The following is a 15,150-nucleotide window of genomic DNA, read 5'->3' on the forward strand; positions in this document are numbered from 1 at the left end:
AGCGGGGCGCCATGCACCGCTCACACCTTGGCCGTTGATGTATCCGGTGATGCGGCCGGTTTTCACATCCCGGAAAAAAAGGTCTGGACCGGACCGCGGCCGATGTCCGGCCACTTGAGTGGGCGGGGCCGATTGCGGGTGGAAAATCCCTTGGCGTGACGCCATTGGCAGCATTCTTTACCAATGAGGCAATGAACGGTCGCTCCAAGGGGCAGCCGCCTGCACAGGCCTACTCCACCGGCCGTGCGGCGGACATCTTGAACCGATGGGCCGTCATGCCGTGCTCTTCCGCGACGGTGTCTCCGAGTTCCGAATCCCTGCGGGACGAAAGCCCGGCGGGACGAGCAGGCTCCGCGCCGTCGGCCCGCCACCTTCCACCAGTCACGAGCAAGGGGTTCGGCCGGAGGCCGCGTCAACTTCGGTACGGAGCATCCCTGTTGCGACGCGCGCTCGCTTCGTCCCCGACCTCCAGCACGGACCGCGTCCCCACCTGGTTCAACTGGGCCTCATGATCTCCCCCGGCGCCAAACACCTGCCGCCCCATGTCCCCACCATCAGGCGAATCCGGCGCCACCGCCGCGTGTCCCGCGACCGGCCGGAACATGCTCCCGGTCGTGTACGGATCACTCATAGGACGGCTCACGGCAGCCGTCGCCCTTCTCTGGCTGCTGAGCACCCCGGCACCCGCGGTCGCGGACAGCTGCGCGTATGCCTCCATCGGTGAGAACGGCGGCAGTTCATCGGTCGCCACGTCGGGCGACGGTCACTGCCACGCGGGCCCGCTGCCCGAGCCGACGCCACCACCCACCCCACGACCGTCACCACCGCCTCCTCCACCGCCCCCTCCGCCACCGCCTCCGCCACCGCCTCCTCCGCCACCTCCCCCTCCGCCGCCCCCGCCGTCACCAGCACCGCCGCGGCCGGAGCCCGTGCCACCACCCCCTGCGCCGGCACCCACATCCACGCCCACCCCCTCGCCCTCCGTACGCCCCACACCCCCCGTGCCCCGGCCCGTGGCGCTGCCCACCTACCGCAAGCCACCGCGCAAGGTCGTGCGGCACGGCACCTCCGTGGTCACTTTCACCCTGCTGATCACGGCGCCCGCGGTGTTCGCCGTCGCCGTACTGCGTCCCCGCTCCCGCTGACCTCCGGAGGATCACAATGTCGGAATGGCTTGTTCTTGCCCTCGCCATGGTCGCGGCCAGCGCCGTCGTCCTGACCATCGCCGTGCTCAACAACCGCCGGATCGGGGAGGACGACGACCCGTCCGAGACCCCTGACGTCATCGAGTACATGACCATGATGATCGGCGTGGTCTACGCGATCGTGCTTGGCCTCGCCATCGCGGGCGTCTGGGAGGGCCGCGGCGCCGCCCAGGAGTACGTGCGTCAGGAGGCCCAGGCCCTGCACGAGGTGCACGTCCGCTCCGCCGTCTACCCGGCCGAGGTGCGCTCCCGCATCCGGGCCGACATCGATGCCTATGTCCACCATGTCGTCCACGACGAGTGGCGGGCGATGAGCGAGCACGGCACCCTCACCGCCGAGGGGACCCGCCTCCTGGGCCAGGTGCGTGCCGACGTCACCCAGTACCGGCCGAGGAACGACCACGAGGGGCAGGCATATCAGCCACTGGTCGACGAGGTGGCCGCGGCCGACGACGCACGCAGCGCGCGCGGACAGAGCGCCGGTGCAACCATGCCGGGCGTGGTCTGGTTCGGCCTGATCATCGGAGCCCTGGTGACCGTCGGGCTGATGTTCACGCTGCAGATCCGCAGAACCTTCCGCGAACTGCTGCTGGCCGGCCTCTTCAGTGTCCTGATCGCCTTTCTGCTCTTCCTGATCTGGGACTTCGACTCCCCCTTCGGGCGGGAGATCTCGGCCACCGCGGCGCCGTTCCTCGATCTGTTCCCACGCGCCGCGGGCGGATAGGGCCCGGTCGGCCCCGATCCGCCGGACAGCCCCTTTCGGGCCGTCAGAAGGCGGGCGGTGCGCCGCTCGGGCGAAGCCGGTGCCCCGAGCGGCGCACTCCGATCGCGAGCAATATGCACGACTCCTAGCGTTTGGCGCGTCGAGGTGCATTTCTGACGCTTTGTGGAAACCCGTTCCGCAAGTGCTCCTCGGGGACTCGGAGGAATCACCCATGCGCGTAATACGTGTCGCACCCGTCGCCCTGCTCGGCGCCGCCGCTATCGCCCTGACCGCTCCGGCCGCAACCGCATACGCCGCGACGTCGGGGGGCGGGGCCTCCGCGACCGGATTCACCGTCACTCCGTCGGTGATCGCGCCGGGAAGCCAGGTCGTCCTGGCCGCCCGGGGGTGCTCTACCACCGCAACCGCCGGCTCGGGCGTCTTCGACACCGTCACCATTCCCAGAGGTCGCTCCGTCGCGGCCACGGTCGACTGGGACGCGAAACCCGGCGCCTCCTACGAAGTGACGTTCATCTGCAACACGTCGCCCGGCTCCCCGGTGAAGTCCGGTCTCACAATCGCCGCGGCCTCGAAGCCGCCCACCACGGGTTCCACGGTGGCTCCGGCCGGTGTGCAGAGCGGGCTCGGTGGCGGCATCGGCACGATGAACACCACGAAGATCGCCGCCGGAACGGCGTTGGCGGTGGTCGTGGCCGCCGGCGCCGTCCATGTGGCACGCCGTCGTGGGGAGAGCCGCGCGCACTGAGAGCAGGGGCAGTGCCGACCGGACGAGAAGTCGCCCCGGGTCCTCCCTCAGGACCCGGGGCGACGGACGTATCGGGCCTGTGCCGGTGTCGTCCCGGTCAGGCTCCACCACGATTCTTCTTCCGGCGGCGTACGAGGAACACGCCTCCGCCGACGATCGCCGTGACGACCGGACCGGCACCGAGGTCCATCTCCGCGGGCACGGCCGCCACCGAGCCTCCCAGGCCGCCCGGCGCACCCGGGCCGTCCGACATGAAGAACCTGTTGGCCGCCGGGGCGGCGAGCCCGATGACGGCGACGGCGGTCGCCGCGACCACGAGAGCACGTGCAGCACGCATCGTCCGAACCTCCGGCGGGAAGCGCCCGGAGCCCTTCGCGCCCCGGGACGGATCGACGAGAACGCCTCCCATGACGAACCCTCACCAGAGGTTCGGTCCCCCGCATTTCGAGCGGGGCCGTCGGGGCGCCACCCGTTCGCCCCGCCCTGATCGCAGCCCGGCCGTCCCGCGCCTAGCGTTCCAATCGTCGCGACGAAGGGAGCATCATGGACCGGGACAGCTGGCGCGTCGAACGGACCAGGCACTCACCGTGGGGCGCCGTCGCCCTGGTGGTGCTCACCGGCCTGGCCCTGATCCGCAACGGTGCAGACATCTCACCGGGCGCCCCGGCACACGGCGACACCGGCAGGACTGACCTGTGCGTCGTCGCCTGCGGTGGCGGCTTCACGGACGACGACGGCCCTGACGGCAGCACCGTCGCCCTCGGCCGCCACCCGCTCAACGGCGCTGCGGCACCGTGATCCGGTAGCCGTCGTCGAGCAGTTCGGGCAGGTACCGCCGCAGCGCGGCCACGCTCTGCGAACGGTTGCCCCCGGCGTCGTGCGACAGCACGACGACGCCGGGAGCGGCCCCTTCCCGGACCCGGCGGACGATCGTGCCGACTCCGGGTTCGGTCCAGTCCAAGGTGTCGACGGTCCAGGCCATCGGTTCCATGCCCATGTCGGCAGCGATCTCGAAGGAGTTGCGGTTCCACGCTCCGTACGGCGCCCGGTACCAGAGCGGCGCGGCGCCGGTGATCCTCTCGATGACCTCGCTGGTGGGGCCGAGTTCGGCGCGGACACCGGCCCGGGAGAGTCTGGTGACCAGAGGGTGGTTCCAGGAGTGGTTTCCGATGGTGTGGCCGTCGTCGGCGATGGCCCGCACCAGGTCCTGGTTGTCGTTGGCCATTTCTCCGCAGAGGAAGAACATCGCGCGGACATCGTGTTCGCGCAGGGTCGCGAGGATGTGCGGGGTGTAGAGCGGGTCGGGCCCGTCGTCGAAGGTGAGCACCATGGCATGCCCGATCCCGGGCAGCTCCTCGAAGGGTCTTGTGCGGACCGGCGGCGCCGTCGGCCGGAAGCGGGGCGGGGTGCCCGCGGTCATGGGCTGGAGCCGGTAGGCGGTGGGCCCCGCCCGGAGGGTCGACGGCGGTCCGGCTGCCCCGGCCGTGGGCGGTGCGGTCGCCCTGACCGGTTCTCCGGCCGGATCCGCTGCAATCACGGGCACGGCTGCGGCCGCACCGAGTCCGGCGGCCAGTCGAAGCAGTGTCCTGCGCCCCGGCAGCCTCTGATCATGTTTCATGACCAACTGCTCGCACGGCGGCGGCCCGGCCCTTGCCATCGACACCGGCCGCGGAGGGTTTTGCACCCAATGGAGGGATCTCCGGCGATCCATCCGGCAGCTTCGGACGAGGCCGTGCCGCAGCCCGCTCCGAGGTCGGACCGGGCAGCGGATAGCCTCACTGCCGTGACAGAACCGCAGCCTCATATGTTCGAACGTGGCACAGACGGCCCGAAAGTGATCGTCGCAGGCCTCGATGGGTCCGATTCCTCCATGCGTGCCGCGGCATACGCTGCGGGGCTGGCCCGTCGCCAGGGCGCCATGCTCGCCCTCGTCTATGTCCAGCCCGTGCTGCCCGCGGGGGCCTCGCTCGGCGCGCCGGTCGCCGACGCGACGGGCGAGATCGCGGAGGGGCTGGTGAGCGAGATCCGGGAGGCGACGCGGCGGATGAAGGACATATGGGATGTGCGCTGGGAGTTCCACACCTTCCGCGGCGACCCGTACAACGGACTCGTGACCGCGGCGGACGAACTGAAGGCGGATGCCGTGGTCGTGGGCGCCTCGGAGTCGGCCGGGCACCGGTTCATCGGCTCGGTCGCGATCCGGCTGGTGAAGGCGGGCCGTTGGCCCGTCACGGTGGTCCCGTAAGCGCCGCGGAATCCTCCGCTCCGTCGGACGGCACGCCGTCTTCCGCACCGGCTCCGCCTGAGCCATCATGAGCGCCCGTCAGGGACAGCCGGCAGCGGAGAGGTGACTCATGGCAAGGCTCCGAGTGGGCGAGAGCGTGCTGCGCCGCAAGCCGATCGAGAAGATCGACGAGAAGGGGCCCGCGGGGGAAGTCGCCACTCAGCTCACCAGAACGCTCGGACTGTGGCAGCTCACCGCCATCGGTGTGGGCGGCATCATCGGCGCGGGCATCTTCACCCTCGCCGGCACGGTGGCGAACGGCACCGCCGGTCCCGCGGTGCTGCTCTCGTTCCTGATCGCGGGAGTGGCGAGCGCGGCGGCCGCCTTCAGCTACGCGGAGTTCGCGGGCCTGATCCCGAAGGCCGGCTCCGCGTACACCTACGGATACGCGGTGCTCGGCGAGCTGGTGGGCTGGTTCATCGGCTGGGACCTGCTGCTGGAGTACACGGCGATCGTGGCGGTGGTCGCGATCGGCATCTCCGGCTACTTCAGCTTCCTGCTCGGGGAGATGGGGCTCGAGGTACCGAAGTGGATGCTGGGCGCGCCCGGCACCGGCGACGGCCACCGGGTGGACCTGTTCGCCGCGCTGCTCTGTCTGCTCGTCGCGTACCTGCTGACCCTCGGGATCAAGAACGCGGCCCGCTTCGAGACGGTCGTGGTCGTCCTGAAGGTCCTGGTCGTCCTGCTGGTCATCGGCGTCGGCGTGTTCCACATCAACACCGCCAACTACAAGCCGTTCTTCCCGTTCGGGGTGAGCGGGGCCTTCACCGGTGCGGCCACGGTGTTCTTCGCGGTGTTCGGGTACGACGCCATGTCGACAGCCGCCGAGGAGTCGAAGGACGCCCAGCACCACATGCCGAAGGCGATCCTCTACTCCCTCGGGATCTCCATGGTGCTCTATGTGGCGGCGTGTCTGGTGCTGACGGGGATGCAGAGCTACAAGGACATCGACCCGGAGTCCGGATTCTCCACGGCCTTCAAGTCGGTGGGGCTCAACCGGCTCGCCGATGTGATCGCGGTGGGCGCGATCATCGGCATCCTCACGGTGATGTTCACCTTCATGCTCGGGGTGACCCGGGTGTGGTTCTCGATGAGCCGTGACGGGCTGCTGCCGAAGTGGTTCGCCAAGACCCACCCGACCCGCCACGTGCCGACCCGGGTGACCTGGATCGTCGGTGCCGGCGCGGCCTTGATCGCCGGGTTCCTGCCGATCGGCGAGGCCGCCGAGCTGACGAACATCGGCATTCTGCTGGCATTCGTCGTGGTGTGCATCGCGGTGATCGTGCTGCGTTACAAGCAGCCGGATCTGCCGCGCACCTTCCGCACCCCCGGCATGCCGTTCGTCCCGGCCCTCGGCGTGGTGTTCTCGATCTGGCTGATCACCTTCCTGCAGTGGCAGACCTGGGTGCGCTTCGTGGTCTGGTTCCTGATCGGACTGGTCATCTACTTCGGCTACTCGTACCGGAAGTCGGAGATGGCGAAGACTCCGGGAACAGGTACGGAGACGGGCTGACCGGGCGGCCGGGTGGTCGTGCCGCGGCTGCCCGGCACCCGCGCGCACCGGCCGCCGCCCGACCGTTCACCGCACCATTCGCCGCACTGTGCGACCGCTCGTCGCACGGAGCCGCCCACCGCCTGTTCCTGGGCGCCCCGATGCGTTCGTATACGCCAGTCGGCAGTGAAGCGGCAGGGACCTCGGCGAAAAGGGCATTCACGATGACCACCACGACGACCGATGAGCGGGCCCTCGCGGATCTCCAGCGGGAGCACGGGCCCACCCTCTTCCATTTCCTGCTCGGTCTGACCTTCGGCGACCGGCAGCGGGCCGAGGATCTGCTCCAGGAGACGCTGGTCCGGGCCTGGCAGCATCCGGAGGCCTTCGACGCCCCGTACGACTCGATGCGGCCGTGGCTCTTCACGGTCGCGCGGCGGCTGGCGATCGATGCGCGCCGGTCCAGGCAGGCCAGGCCGACCGAGGTCGGCGACGCCGTGCTGGAGACCACCGCGGCCGGTCAGGACACCGCCGAAGCCACGGTCTCGGCCCTCGATGTGCGCGATGCGGTACGCAACCTCGGTCCGGAGCACCGCGCGGTTCTCGTCCAGATGTACTTCCGCGGACTCACCGTGGACGAGACGGCCCGGGTGCTCGGCATCCCGGCGGGCACGGTCAAGTCCCGGTCCTACTACGCACTGCGCCAGCTCTCCCGCAACCTGCCCGGCTACTCCAGCAGGTTCTCCTCGCGCAGCAGGGCGAGCAGCGAGACGGCCTCCGCGACCTCCACGTAGTCGGCGGCGCAGCGGTCGCAGGACTGGGCGTGACGGGAGACCGCGCGGGTCTCCGAGGCCGTGAGCGCATCGAGTACGTAGGCGCCGAGCACATGCCGCACGTGCGGGCCCTCCCCGGGATCGGCGGTCATCGCATCCTCGTGTCGTGAACGGATCCGGTCCTGACGGATCCTGTCCTTCTGGCCACGCGGGGCGCACTCCCCCGGTTCAATGCTCCGTGAAGTGCGGTGCCGAAGAGAGAAAGAGGCGAGACGGGATGCACCCGGAGCGTCAGGATGGAACCAGTGGGGGCGGGCTGCTGGTCCCGATGGCCTGGATGTACGCGGAGTACATCGCTGATGAAATGCTGCGGACCGGCGATCTGATGGAGCCGTCCACACTGGAGTACCGCGCGGGGCGCGATGCCCTCGCGCTCACCGTCTTCCTCTCCGACGGCGCGGTGCCCGACGCACTGCCCGCGGCCCGGCTGGACGAGCTGCGCCTGCTGACGGCGTACGGGGCGGCGTGGTGCGGCTGGGTCCGTGAACGGCTCGACGCGCTCGACGCGGCCCCGGTGTCCGGTACGGCCGGCGCGGATCCCGATCTGGCGCTGGCCCGTGCGGCCTGGCGCTGGCTGGAGGAGACCGAACTGCTCGCGGCCGACCTCGACGCGATCGGTGCGCCGCCCTGGGAACCGGTGGGCGACGAGCCGGACGCGGAGGAGGCGGCCCAGGTGTGGACGCCGGCCTGGCAGCTGGGGCTGCCGCTCGGGCATCTGGCGATCCATCTCCACTGAGCGGTGCCCGGCCCGCCGGTCAGGAACCGTGCACCCCGGCACGGTACTTCGGCAGCCGCACCGTGATCTTCATCCCGGCGCCGATGCCCGTCTCGATGACGAGCCCGTAGTCGTCCCCGTACACCTGGCGCAGCCGTTCGTCGACGTTGAGCAGTCCGATTCCGGTGGAGTGGCCGCCCTCGCCGCGCAGGATGTGGCGCAGGCGTTCCGGGTCCATTCCGGTGCCGTCGTCCTCGATGACGACCTCGGCCTCGGAGCCTGCGTCGAAGGCGCTGATGGTGATGCGGGTCGGGCTCTCCCCCGTCCGGACGGAGCCGGCGTCCCGGGGAACCGGCACGGCTCCTTCGAGGCCGTGCTTGACGGCGTTCTCGACCAGTGGCTGGAGGCAGAGGAACGGCAGGGCGACGGGCAGTACCTCGGGTGCGATCTGGAGGGTGACCGCGAGCCGTTCGCCGAAGCGCGCCCGGACGAGAGCCAGGTACTGGTCGATGGAGTGGAGTTCGTCGGCGAGGGTGGTGAAGTCGCCGTGTCTGCGGAACGAGTAGCGGGTGAAGTCGGCGAATTCCAGGAGGAGTTCGCGGGCCCGTTCCGGGTCGGTGCGGACGAACGAGGCGATGGCGGCCAGTGAGTTGAAGATGAAGTGCGGGGAGATCTGGGCCCGCAGCGCTCTGATCTCGGCCTCGATGAGCTGGGTGCGGGAGCGGTCGAGCTCGGCGAGTTCCAGCTGTACGCAGACCCAGCGGGCCACCTCTCCGGCGGCTCTCGCCAGCACTGCGGACTCTCGTGGTGCGTAGGCGATCAGGGTGCCCAGTACCCGGTTGTCGACGGTGAGCGGCACGGCGACGGCCCAGCGCAGCGGGCAGTCGAGGTCGTCGCAGTCGCTGCGGAAGGCGGTGTCCCGGCCGCTGGCGAGGAGGCCCTGCACCTGGTCCATGACGTGGTGGCCGTGGTGTTCGCCCGCGCCGTCCCAGACGAGCACCCGGTCGCGGTCGGTGAGGCAGAGCGCGTCGGTGCCGAGCAGGGAGCGCAGCCTGCGGGCGGCTCTGCGGGCGCTCTCCTCGGTGAGCCCGGCGCGCAGCGGGGGCGCGGCGAGCGAGGCGGTGTGCAGCGTCTCGAAGGTGGCGTGCTCGACGGGGGTCCCGACGTCGCTGGGGCGGGCGGTGCGGGCGGTGCGGCGGCCGAGCAGGAAGCCCACGCCGAGCAGCAGGAGGGCGAGCAGGACGACTATCGCGTATCCGGCTCCGGTCATCGGTCTCTCCCCGAGGCCGGGAGGGCCCGCCGCCGGGCCCTCACAGCGCTTCCGGCAGGTGGAAGCGGGTCATGGCGGCGTTCGTACCGGTGGGTATGCGGCCGGGCGTGGCGAGGGACACCAGGATCATCGCGAGGAAGCCGACCGGCACCGACCAGACGGCGGGCCAGGCGAGCAGGGCGTGCGGCCAGCCCGGCGGGCGTACCGCGCCGCTGACCGTGATGGCGACGGACAGGAACGCGGAGCCGCCGCCGAGCAGCAGTCCGGCGATGGCGCCGGGCGGGGTGAGCCGCCGCCACCAGATGCCGAGGACCAGCAGCGGGCAGAAGGAGGAAGCGGAGACGGCGAACGCCATTCCCACGGAGTCGGCCACCGGCACCCGGCTGACCATCAGCGAACCGGCCAGCGGTACGCACATGGCGAGGACGGTCGCCAGCCGGAAGTGCCGGACCCCGCGCGAGGGGAGCACGTCCTGGGTGATGACTCCGGCGACGGCCATGGTGAGCCCGGAGGCGGTCGACAGGAACGCGGCGAAGGCGCCGCCCGCGATGAGAGCGCCGAGCAGATCCCCGCCGAGCCCGCCGATGACCCGGCCGGGCAGCAGCAGCACGGCGGCGTCCGCGTCCCCGCCGTGGATCAGCTCGGGGGCGTACAGCCTGCCCAGTGCGCCGTAGACCGGGGGCAGCAGGTAGAACACGCCGATGAGGGCGAGGACGGCGACCGTGGTGCGGCGGGCGTCGCGGCCGTTGGGGCTGGTGTAGAAGCGGACGACGACGTGCGGCAGGCCCATGGTGCCGAGGAAGGTCGCGACGATCAGCCCGTAGGTGGCGTACAGCGGATGGTCGGCACGGAAGACGGAGAGCCGCTCGTCGAAGGTGACCCGGGGCCGCCCGTCGCCCTGCCAGGTGAGCACCAGGAAAATCACGGGGACCAGGAGCGCGGTCAGTTTCAGCCAGTACTGGAAGACCTGCACGAAGGTGATGGAGCGCATGCCGCCGGCGGCGACGGCGATGACGACGACGGACGCCACAAGTACGTCGCCGAGCCAGCCGGGCGCCCCGGTGAGGATCTTGAGCGTCAGCCCCGCGCCCTGGAGCTGCGGTACGAGATAGAGCCAGCCCGCCGCGACCACGAAGACGCTGACCAGTCTGCGCGCCTGTCGTGATTCCAGCCGCCCCTCGGCGAAGTCGGGCAGCGTGTACGCCCCCGAGCGGCGCAGCGGTGCGGCGACGAAGACCAGCAGCACCAGATAGCCCGCGGTGTAGCCGACCGGATACCAGAGCATGTCCGGGCCGTGCACGAGCACCAGGCCCGCGATGCCGAGGAAGGAGGCGGCGGAGAGGTATTCGCCGCTGATGGCCGCGGCGTTGAGCCGGGGCCGTACGGTGCGCGAGGCGACGTAGAAGTCGGAGGTGGTGCGGGAGATGCGCAGTCCGAAACCGCCGACGAGGACGGTGGCGAGAACGACGGCGGCGACCGCCGCCACCGCGTACGTACGGCTCACTGTGCGGGGCGGCCTTCCACGAGCCGGGCGAAGTCGCGTTCGTTGCGCTCGGCCCGTCGCACGTACCACCAGGCGATCAGGGTGAGCGGCGGGTAGGCGGCGAATCCGAGGACCGCCCAGACGAGGGCGGCGCTGTGCAGGGCCTCGAAGACCAGCGGCAGTGTCCCGACGACCACGGCGAGGACGGTGAACGCGGTGAGTCCGGCCCGCAGTTGGCTGCGCATCAGCGAACGGACGTACGCGCCGCCGAGTGCGGTCTGCTCGTCGATCTCCGACTGGGTGCGGTAGCGCGGCAGCGGGCGCACCCGCCGGGGCTCCCCCGTCACCACTTCGCGCTGGGGCGTTGGCTCTGCGGACATGGGCCCGGAGTGTACGCAGCACCGGACCGCCGTGGGAAGGCCGGAGCCTGGTAGGCGCTGGTCAGCGGCCGGTCTGGCGCATCAGCAGATCACGCAGCGCGCGGGTGTGTCGGCGGCTCACGGCGAGCTCCGCGGTGCCGATGCGGACGCTCATGCTGCCCGCGTCGAGGCGGAGTTCGTCGATCCGGCCCAGGGCGACGAGGTGGCGTCGGTGGATGCGTACGAAGCCGCGGGTGCGCCAGCGCTCCTCCAGGGTGGTGAGGGGGACGCGGACGAGGTGGCTGCCGGTGGCGGTGTGCAGCCGGGCGTAGTCGCCCTGGGCCTCGGCGTAGGCGATGTCGTCGATCGGGATGAACCGGATGACTCCGCCGAGCTCCACCGGGATCTGGTCGCCCGCGGTGTCGAGCACGGGTGCGGAGCGGTCGCCGACCTGTTCGGCGACGCGGCGCACCGCTTCGGCCAGGCGCTCGCGGCGTACCGGTTTGAGGACGTAGTCGACGGCCTTCAGGTCGAAGGCCTGGACGGCGAAGCCCTCGTGCGCGGTGACGAAGACGATGAGCGGCGGCGCGGCGAAGCCGGCCAGCAGCTGGGCCACGTCGAGACCGGTGAGGCCCGCCATGTGGATGTCCAGGAACACGACGTCGATGGCGGCCGGGTCGTCCGGGCCCGCGTCGACCGCGCCGGCGATGCGGCGCAGCGCCTCGGTGGCCCCGGTGGCCCCTTCGGCGCGGCGGATCCGGGGATCGGCGCGCAGGAGGTAGAGGAGTTCCTCCAGGGCGGGTTCTTCGTCGTCGACGGCGAGTACGCGCAGCATGGGCCGGAGTGTAGAGCGCGCACGGGGGTGCGGGGCCGGGTGATTCACCGCTTCTTCGCGTACCGGCCGGCCGGCGCACCCCGGCGGATCATTTGAGCAGCCTGGAGAGGCGGCGGTCGGCCAGCGGCCTGCCGCCGGTCTGGCAGGTCGGGCAGTACTGGAGCGAGGAGTCGCTGAACGACACCTCGCGGATGGTGTCCCCGCAGACGGGGCAGGCCTCGCCGGTGCGTCCGTGGACCCGCATCCCGCTCTTCTTCTCGGCCTTGAGCTTTCCGGCCGCGAGTCCGCTGGAGCGCGCGACCGCATCGTGCAGCGTGGTGCGCATCGCCGTGTGGAGCCGGGTGATCTGGTCGTCGGTGAGGTTCGCGGTGAGCAGATACGGCGACATCTTCGCGACGTGCAGGATCTCGTCGCTGTAGGCGTTGCCGATGCCGGCGATCAGGGACTGGTCGCGCAGGGCACCCTTGATCCGGCGGCGCTCCCCGGCGAGCAGCACGGCGAACGCGTCGCGGTCGAAGGAGTCGTCGAGGGGGTCGGGGCCCAGGCGGGCGATGCCCGGCACCTCGGCCGGGTCGTGCACCAGGTACACGGCGAGGCGTTTGGTGGTGCCCGCCTCGGTGAGGTCGAAGCCGTCGCCGCCGGTGAGCACGGTACGCAGCGCCAGGGGCCCCTTGCCGGGGCGCGGCGGCACGGAGGGGAATTCGTCCTTCCAGCGCAGCCAGCCGGCTCGGGCGAGATGGGTGATCAGGTGCAGCGGGCCGGCCCCGATGTCCAGGAACTTGCCGTGCCGGGCGATGCCGGTGACCGTGGCGCCGTGCAGGGCGGTCGGCGGTGGGTCGTACGTCTTGAGGACGCTGACGTTGAGCGGCAGGACGCGGTCGATCTCCTTGCCGACCAGGTGGTCGTCGAGGAAGACCCGCAGGGCTTCGACTTCCGGCAGTTCGGGCATGGTTCCAGACTGCCAAAAGGCCCGGCGGGACGCCTGTCAGAGACCGTAGACCCGCTCGGCCGTGGTGGCGAGGACACGGGCACGCTCGTCCGCGGTGAGGGCGTCGGTGAGGCTGCGTGCCGCGTCGACGACCTCTTCGTACGTCGCCGCGAGCCGGCACACGGGCCAGTCCGAGCCGAACATCAGCCGGTCGGGGCCGAAGGCGTCGAGGACGGTGTCGGCGTACGGGCGCAGGTCGCGCACGGTCCAGGAGCGCGCATCGGCCTCGGTGACCAGGCCGGAGAGCTTGCAGACGGTGTTGGGGCGGGCGGCCAGGGCCCTGACGTCGTCGGCCCAGGGACGCAGTCCACCGGCGGCGACGGGTGGCTTGCCGGCGTGGTCGAGCACGAAGGTCAGCTCGGGCAGCAGGGCCGCGGCCTGGACGGTGGCGGGCAGTTGGCGGGCCTGGACGACGAGGTCGTAGACGAGCCCGGCGTCGGCGACGGCGCGCAGTCCGCGCCGGACATCGGGGCGCAGCAGCCAGGCGGGGTCGGGTTCGCCCTGGACCTGGTGGCGGATGCCGACGAGCCGGTCGCCGCCGGGGAGTTCACGCAGCGCGGCCAGCGTGTCGGCGACGTCGGGAGCCGTGAGGTCGCACCAGCCGACGACACCCGCGACGAGGTCGCTGTCCCGGGCGAGGGCCAGGAACTCGGGGGTTTCCTCCGCGACGGTGACGGTCTGGACGAGGACGGTGGCGTCCACCCCGACGGCGCGCGCCTCGGGCTCCAGGTCGGACAGGGTGAAGTCGCGCCGGAGCGGGGCGAGTTCGTCGCCGGTGATCCAGTCCTGGTCGCGCACCGACAGGTCCCACACGTGGTGGTGGGCGTCGACGATCCGTTCCTGACCGGTCATGTCACAGCTCCCAGGCGACCGGGAGTCCGGCCTCGGCGCCGTCGGCCGAGTAGTCGTGCGCCACGTCGAGCAGTTCGTCCATCCTGGCCTGCCAGGCGACGTTGACGGGAAGCTGCTCCAGCTCGGCGAGGAGTGCGGCGTAGTCCTCGCAGTCGATGACGTGGAAGAGGTCGGTGCCGCTGCGCCAGATCGTCCAGGACGTGGCGCCCGCTGCGCGGATCGCGGCGGTGAGCTCCGCCGGGACTTCGCGGTGTGTGGCCTCGTACTCCTCGATGCGGTCGGCACGGACCTTGGTGTGCAGGGCGATTCTCATGTCAGTGTCCGTTCTCGGTCAGCAGGCCCTCGGCGCGCAGCTCGTCCCAGAGCTCGTCCGGGATCTCGCGGCGGAGCAGTGCGGCGGCGTCGCGCACCTCGTCCGGGGAGCGGGTGCCCACGAGCACTCCGGCGACGGCCGGGTGGGCGAGCGGGTAGTGGAGGGCGGCGGCCCGCAGCGGCACGCCGTGGCCCTCCGTGACGGCCTTGATCCGCAGGGCCCGGTCCAGGAGGGAGAGGGGTGCGGCCGTGTAGTCGTACGTCGCGCCGGGGCGCGGGTCGGCGAGCAGCCCGGAGTTGAAGACCCCTCCGACGACGACGCTGCGGCCCCGGGCAGCCGCCTCGGGCAGCAGTTCGGTCAGTGCGGACTGGTCGAGGAGGGTGCAGCGCCCGGCGCAGAGCACCACGTCGACATCGGTGTCGCGCAGGAACCGGGTCAGCATCGCGGTCTGGTTCATCCCGGCGCCGATGGCTCCGACGACGCCCTGCGCGCGCAGCTTCTCCAGCTCCGGGTAGGCCTCGTGGAACGCGGTCTCCGCGTGGTCGTCCGGGTCGTGCAGATAGGCGATGTCGATGCGGTCGAGACCGAGCCGTTCCAGGCTGTCCTCGATGCTGCGGCGTACGCCGTCGGCGCTGAAGTCCCAGCGCCGACGGTGGGTGGCGGGTACGGCGAAGCCCTCGGAGAGTCCGTCGGGGCCGGCCCCGGAGCCGGCGGGCAGCGGGTCGAGCACCCGCCCCACCTTCGTGGACAGCGCGTACGAGTCGCGGGGCCGGCCGCGCAGGGCCTCGCCCAGCCGCCGTTCGGAGAGGCCGAGTCCGTAGTGCGGCGCGGTGTCGAAGTAGCGGACGCCCTCGTCCCAGGCGGCGTCCACGGCGGCGGCGGCCCGCGCCGGTTCGACGGCGGTGAAGAGATTGCCGATGGCGGCCGCCCCGAAGGACAGCTCGGTGACCTCGACCGCGCTGCTTCCCAGCCTGTTGCGCCGCATGCTTCCGCCGCCCTCCCCGATGATCGCTTCCTGCACACAGCGAATATTCATCGGATCACTTGGGCGC

Annotated in this window: 18 protein-coding genes and 1 pseudogene; 8 read left to right on the plus strand and 11 right to left on the minus strand. The window is 71.2% G+C overall.

Annotated features, from left to right (window positions below; all coding sequences use genetic code 11):
- Positions 1 to 1,001 precede the first annotated feature (1,001 nt).
- The 3 genes from ACFVX4_RS23235 to ACFVX4_RS23245 all read left to right on the plus strand — a co-directional run bounded on the left by ACFVX4_RS23235 (position 1,002) and on the right by ACFVX4_RS23245 (position 2,674).
- Positions 1,002 to 1,145, plus strand: coding sequence for a hypothetical protein (locus tag ACFVX4_RS23235; RefSeq protein WP_389980606.1), 144 nt, complete (start codon positions 1,002 to 1,004; stop codon positions 1,143 to 1,145).
- 16 nt (positions 1,146 to 1,161) lie between these two features.
- On the plus strand, positions 1,162 to 1,929 hold the full coding sequence (locus ACFVX4_RS23240; protein ID WP_389980399.1) for a hypothetical protein: 768 nt from the start codon (positions 1,162 to 1,164) through the stop codon (positions 1,927 to 1,929).
- A 211-nt stretch (positions 1,930 to 2,140) separates the two neighbouring features.
- Entirely contained in the window at positions 2,141 to 2,674 is a 534-nt protein-coding gene (locus ACFVX4_RS23245) for a hypothetical protein (RefSeq protein ID WP_389980401.1), read from the plus strand.
- A gap of 97 nt (positions 2,675 to 2,771) precedes the next feature.
- On the opposite strand, the gene ACFVX4_RS23250 is transcribed toward ACFVX4_RS23245, so the two are convergent.
- Positions 2,772 to 3,011, minus strand: a complete 240-nt coding sequence (locus tag ACFVX4_RS23250) for a hypothetical protein (protein WP_389980403.1) — start codon at positions 3,009 to 3,011, stop codon at positions 2,772 to 2,774.
- Positions 3,012 to 3,217: 206 nt separating this feature from the next.
- Between ACFVX4_RS23250 and ACFVX4_RS23255 the strand changes: the two are divergent.
- Positions 3,218 to 3,340, plus strand: a pseudogene (locus ACFVX4_RS23255) (class F sortase); the annotation flags it as partial.
- A 109-nt stretch (positions 3,341 to 3,449) separates the two neighbouring features.
- On the opposite strand, the gene ACFVX4_RS23260 reads toward ACFVX4_RS23255, so the two are convergent.
- Positions 3,450 to 4,292, minus strand: a complete 843-nt coding sequence (locus ACFVX4_RS23260; RefSeq protein WP_389980405.1) for a polysaccharide deacetylase family protein — start codon at positions 4,290 to 4,292, stop codon at positions 3,450 to 3,452.
- 165 nt (positions 4,293 to 4,457) lie between these two features.
- Here ACFVX4_RS23260 and ACFVX4_RS23265 point away from each other — a divergent pair, with 165 nt between their 5' ends.
- From ACFVX4_RS23265 to ACFVX4_RS23275, 3 genes are all read left to right on the plus strand, one after another.
- On the plus strand, positions 4,458 to 4,919 hold the full coding sequence (locus tag ACFVX4_RS23265) for a universal stress protein (RefSeq protein WP_389980407.1): 462 nt from the start codon (positions 4,458 to 4,460) through the stop codon (positions 4,917 to 4,919).
- Between the two features lie 109 nt (positions 4,920 to 5,028).
- The gene (locus tag ACFVX4_RS23270) at positions 5,029 to 6,471 is read left to right on the plus strand and encodes an amino acid permease (protein WP_389980409.1); all 1,443 of its coding nucleotides are present in this window, start codon (positions 5,029 to 5,031) and stop codon (positions 6,469 to 6,471) included.
- 203 nt (positions 6,472 to 6,674) lie between these two features.
- The gene (locus ACFVX4_RS23275; protein ID WP_389980411.1) at positions 6,675 to 7,244 is read left to right on the plus strand and encodes a sigma-70 family RNA polymerase sigma factor; all 570 of its coding nucleotides are present in this window, start codon (positions 6,675 to 6,677) and stop codon (positions 7,242 to 7,244) included.
- Here the strand turns inward: ACFVX4_RS23275 and ACFVX4_RS23280 are convergent.
- The gene (locus ACFVX4_RS23280) at positions 7,178 to 7,375 is read right to left on the minus strand and encodes a zf-HC2 domain-containing protein (RefSeq protein ID WP_389980413.1); all 198 of its coding nucleotides are present in this window, start codon (positions 7,373 to 7,375) and stop codon (positions 7,178 to 7,180) included. The two genes, ACFVX4_RS23275 and ACFVX4_RS23280, sit on opposite strands and share 67 nt — an antisense overlap.
- A 125-nt stretch (positions 7,376 to 7,500) precedes the next feature.
- Here ACFVX4_RS23280 and ACFVX4_RS23285 point away from each other — a divergent pair, with 125 nt between their 5' ends.
- Positions 7,501 to 8,019: a hypothetical protein gene (locus ACFVX4_RS23285; protein ID WP_389980415.1), complete on the plus strand. Its 519-nt coding sequence runs from the start codon at positions 7,501 to 7,503 to the stop codon at positions 8,017 to 8,019.
- Positions 8,020 to 8,038: 19 nt separating this feature from the next.
- Here ACFVX4_RS23285 and ACFVX4_RS23290 read toward each other — a convergent pair whose 3' ends face one another.
- The 8 genes from ACFVX4_RS23290 to ACFVX4_RS23325 form a co-directional block, all read right to left on the minus strand.
- Positions 8,039 to 9,268, minus strand: a complete 1,230-nt coding sequence (locus ACFVX4_RS23290; RefSeq protein ID WP_389980417.1) for a sensor histidine kinase — start codon at positions 9,266 to 9,268, stop codon at positions 8,039 to 8,041.
- A 40-nt stretch (positions 9,269 to 9,308) separates the two neighbouring features.
- Positions 9,309 to 10,772 (minus strand): cation acetate symporter, encoded by a 1,464-nt coding sequence (locus tag ACFVX4_RS23295; protein WP_389980419.1) that lies wholly within the window; start codon positions 10,770 to 10,772, stop codon positions 9,309 to 9,311.
- The gene (locus ACFVX4_RS23300) at positions 10,769 to 11,131 is read right to left on the minus strand and encodes a hypothetical protein (protein ID WP_389980421.1); all 363 of its coding nucleotides are present in this window, start codon (positions 11,129 to 11,131) and stop codon (positions 10,769 to 10,771) included. Before ACFVX4_RS23300 ends, ACFVX4_RS23295 begins: the two co-directional genes overlap by 4 nt.
- Positions 11,132 to 11,192: 61 nt before the next feature.
- Positions 11,193 to 11,945: a LytR/AlgR family response regulator transcription factor gene (locus ACFVX4_RS23305; RefSeq protein ID WP_389980423.1), complete on the minus strand. Its 753-nt coding sequence runs from the start codon at positions 11,943 to 11,945 to the stop codon at positions 11,193 to 11,195.
- 88 nt (positions 11,946 to 12,033) lie between these two features.
- Positions 12,034 to 12,894 carry an Fpg/Nei family DNA glycosylase gene (locus tag ACFVX4_RS23310; RefSeq protein ID WP_389980425.1) on the minus strand — a complete coding sequence of 287 codons (861 nt, stop codon included), beginning with the start codon at positions 12,892 to 12,894 and terminating at the stop codon, positions 12,034 to 12,036.
- 36 nt (positions 12,895 to 12,930) lie between these two features.
- Positions 12,931 to 13,785 (minus strand): amidohydrolase family protein, encoded by an 855-nt coding sequence (locus tag ACFVX4_RS23315; protein WP_389980427.1) that lies wholly within the window; start codon positions 13,783 to 13,785, stop codon positions 12,931 to 12,933.
- 1 nt (position 13,786) lies between these two features.
- Entirely contained in the window at positions 13,787 to 14,098 is a 312-nt protein-coding gene (locus tag ACFVX4_RS23320) for an L-rhamnose mutarotase (RefSeq protein WP_389980429.1), read from the minus strand.
- Position 14,099: 1 nt separating this feature from the next.
- Positions 14,100 to 15,083, minus strand: coding sequence for an aldo/keto reductase (locus ACFVX4_RS23325; protein ID WP_389980431.1), 984 nt, complete (start codon positions 15,081 to 15,083; stop codon positions 14,100 to 14,102).
- Between the last annotated feature and the right edge of the window lie 67 nt (positions 15,084 to 15,150).

This window comes from Streptomyces sp. NPDC058240 (assembly GCF_042882135.1).
GTDB lineage: Bacteria > Actinomycetota > Actinomycetes > Streptomycetales > Streptomycetaceae > Streptomyces.

Bases quoted from the DNA above. Each gene is read 5' to 3' on its own strand.
- ACFVX4_RS23240 (WP_389980399.1), top strand. From the start codon at position 1,162: ATGTCGGAATGGCTTGTTCTTGCCCTCGCCATGGTCGCGGCCAGCGCC.
- ACFVX4_RS23245 (WP_389980401.1), top strand. From the start codon at position 2,141: ATGCGCGTAATACGTGTCGCACCCGTCGCCCTGCTCGGCGCCGCCGCT.
- ACFVX4_RS23250 (WP_389980403.1), bottom strand. From the start codon at position 3,011: ATGCGTGCTGCACGTGCTCTCGTGGTCGCGGCGACCGCCGTCGCCGTC.
- ACFVX4_RS23260 (WP_389980405.1), bottom strand. From the start codon at position 4,292: ATGAAACATGATCAGAGGCTGCCGGGGCGCAGGACACTGCTTCGACTG.
- ACFVX4_RS23270 (WP_389980409.1), top strand. From the start codon at position 5,029: ATGGCAAGGCTCCGAGTGGGCGAGAGCGTGCTGCGCCGCAAGCCGATC.
- ACFVX4_RS23275 (WP_389980411.1), top strand. From the start codon at position 6,675: ATGACCACCACGACGACCGATGAGCGGGCCCTCGCGGATCTCCAGCGG.
- ACFVX4_RS23280 (WP_389980413.1), bottom strand. From the start codon at position 7,375: ATGACCGCCGATCCCGGGGAGGGCCCGCACGTGCGGCATGTGCTCGGC.
- ACFVX4_RS23285 (WP_389980415.1), top strand. From the start codon at position 7,501: ATGCACCCGGAGCGTCAGGATGGAACCAGTGGGGGCGGGCTGCTGGTC.
- ACFVX4_RS23290 (WP_389980417.1), bottom strand. From the start codon at position 9,268: ATGACCGGAGCCGGATACGCGATAGTCGTCCTGCTCGCCCTCCTGCTG.
- ACFVX4_RS23300 (WP_389980421.1), bottom strand. From the start codon at position 11,131: ATGTCCGCAGAGCCAACGCCCCAGCGCGAAGTGGTGACGGGGGAGCCC.
- ACFVX4_RS23305 (WP_389980423.1), bottom strand. From the start codon at position 11,945: ATGCTGCGCGTACTCGCCGTCGACGACGAAGAACCCGCCCTGGAGGAA.
- ACFVX4_RS23310 (WP_389980425.1), bottom strand. From the start codon at position 12,894: ATGCCCGAACTGCCGGAAGTCGAAGCCCTGCGGGTCTTCCTCGACGAC.
- ACFVX4_RS23315 (WP_389980427.1), bottom strand. From the start codon at position 13,785: ATGACCGGTCAGGAACGGATCGTCGACGCCCACCACCACGTGTGGGAC.
- ACFVX4_RS23320 (WP_389980429.1), bottom strand. From the start codon at position 14,098: ATGAGAATCGCCCTGCACACCAAGGTCCGTGCCGACCGCATCGAGGAG.
- ACFVX4_RS23325 (WP_389980431.1), bottom strand. From the start codon at position 15,083: ATGCGGCGCAACAGGCTGGGAAGCAGCGCGGTCGAGGTCACCGAGCTG.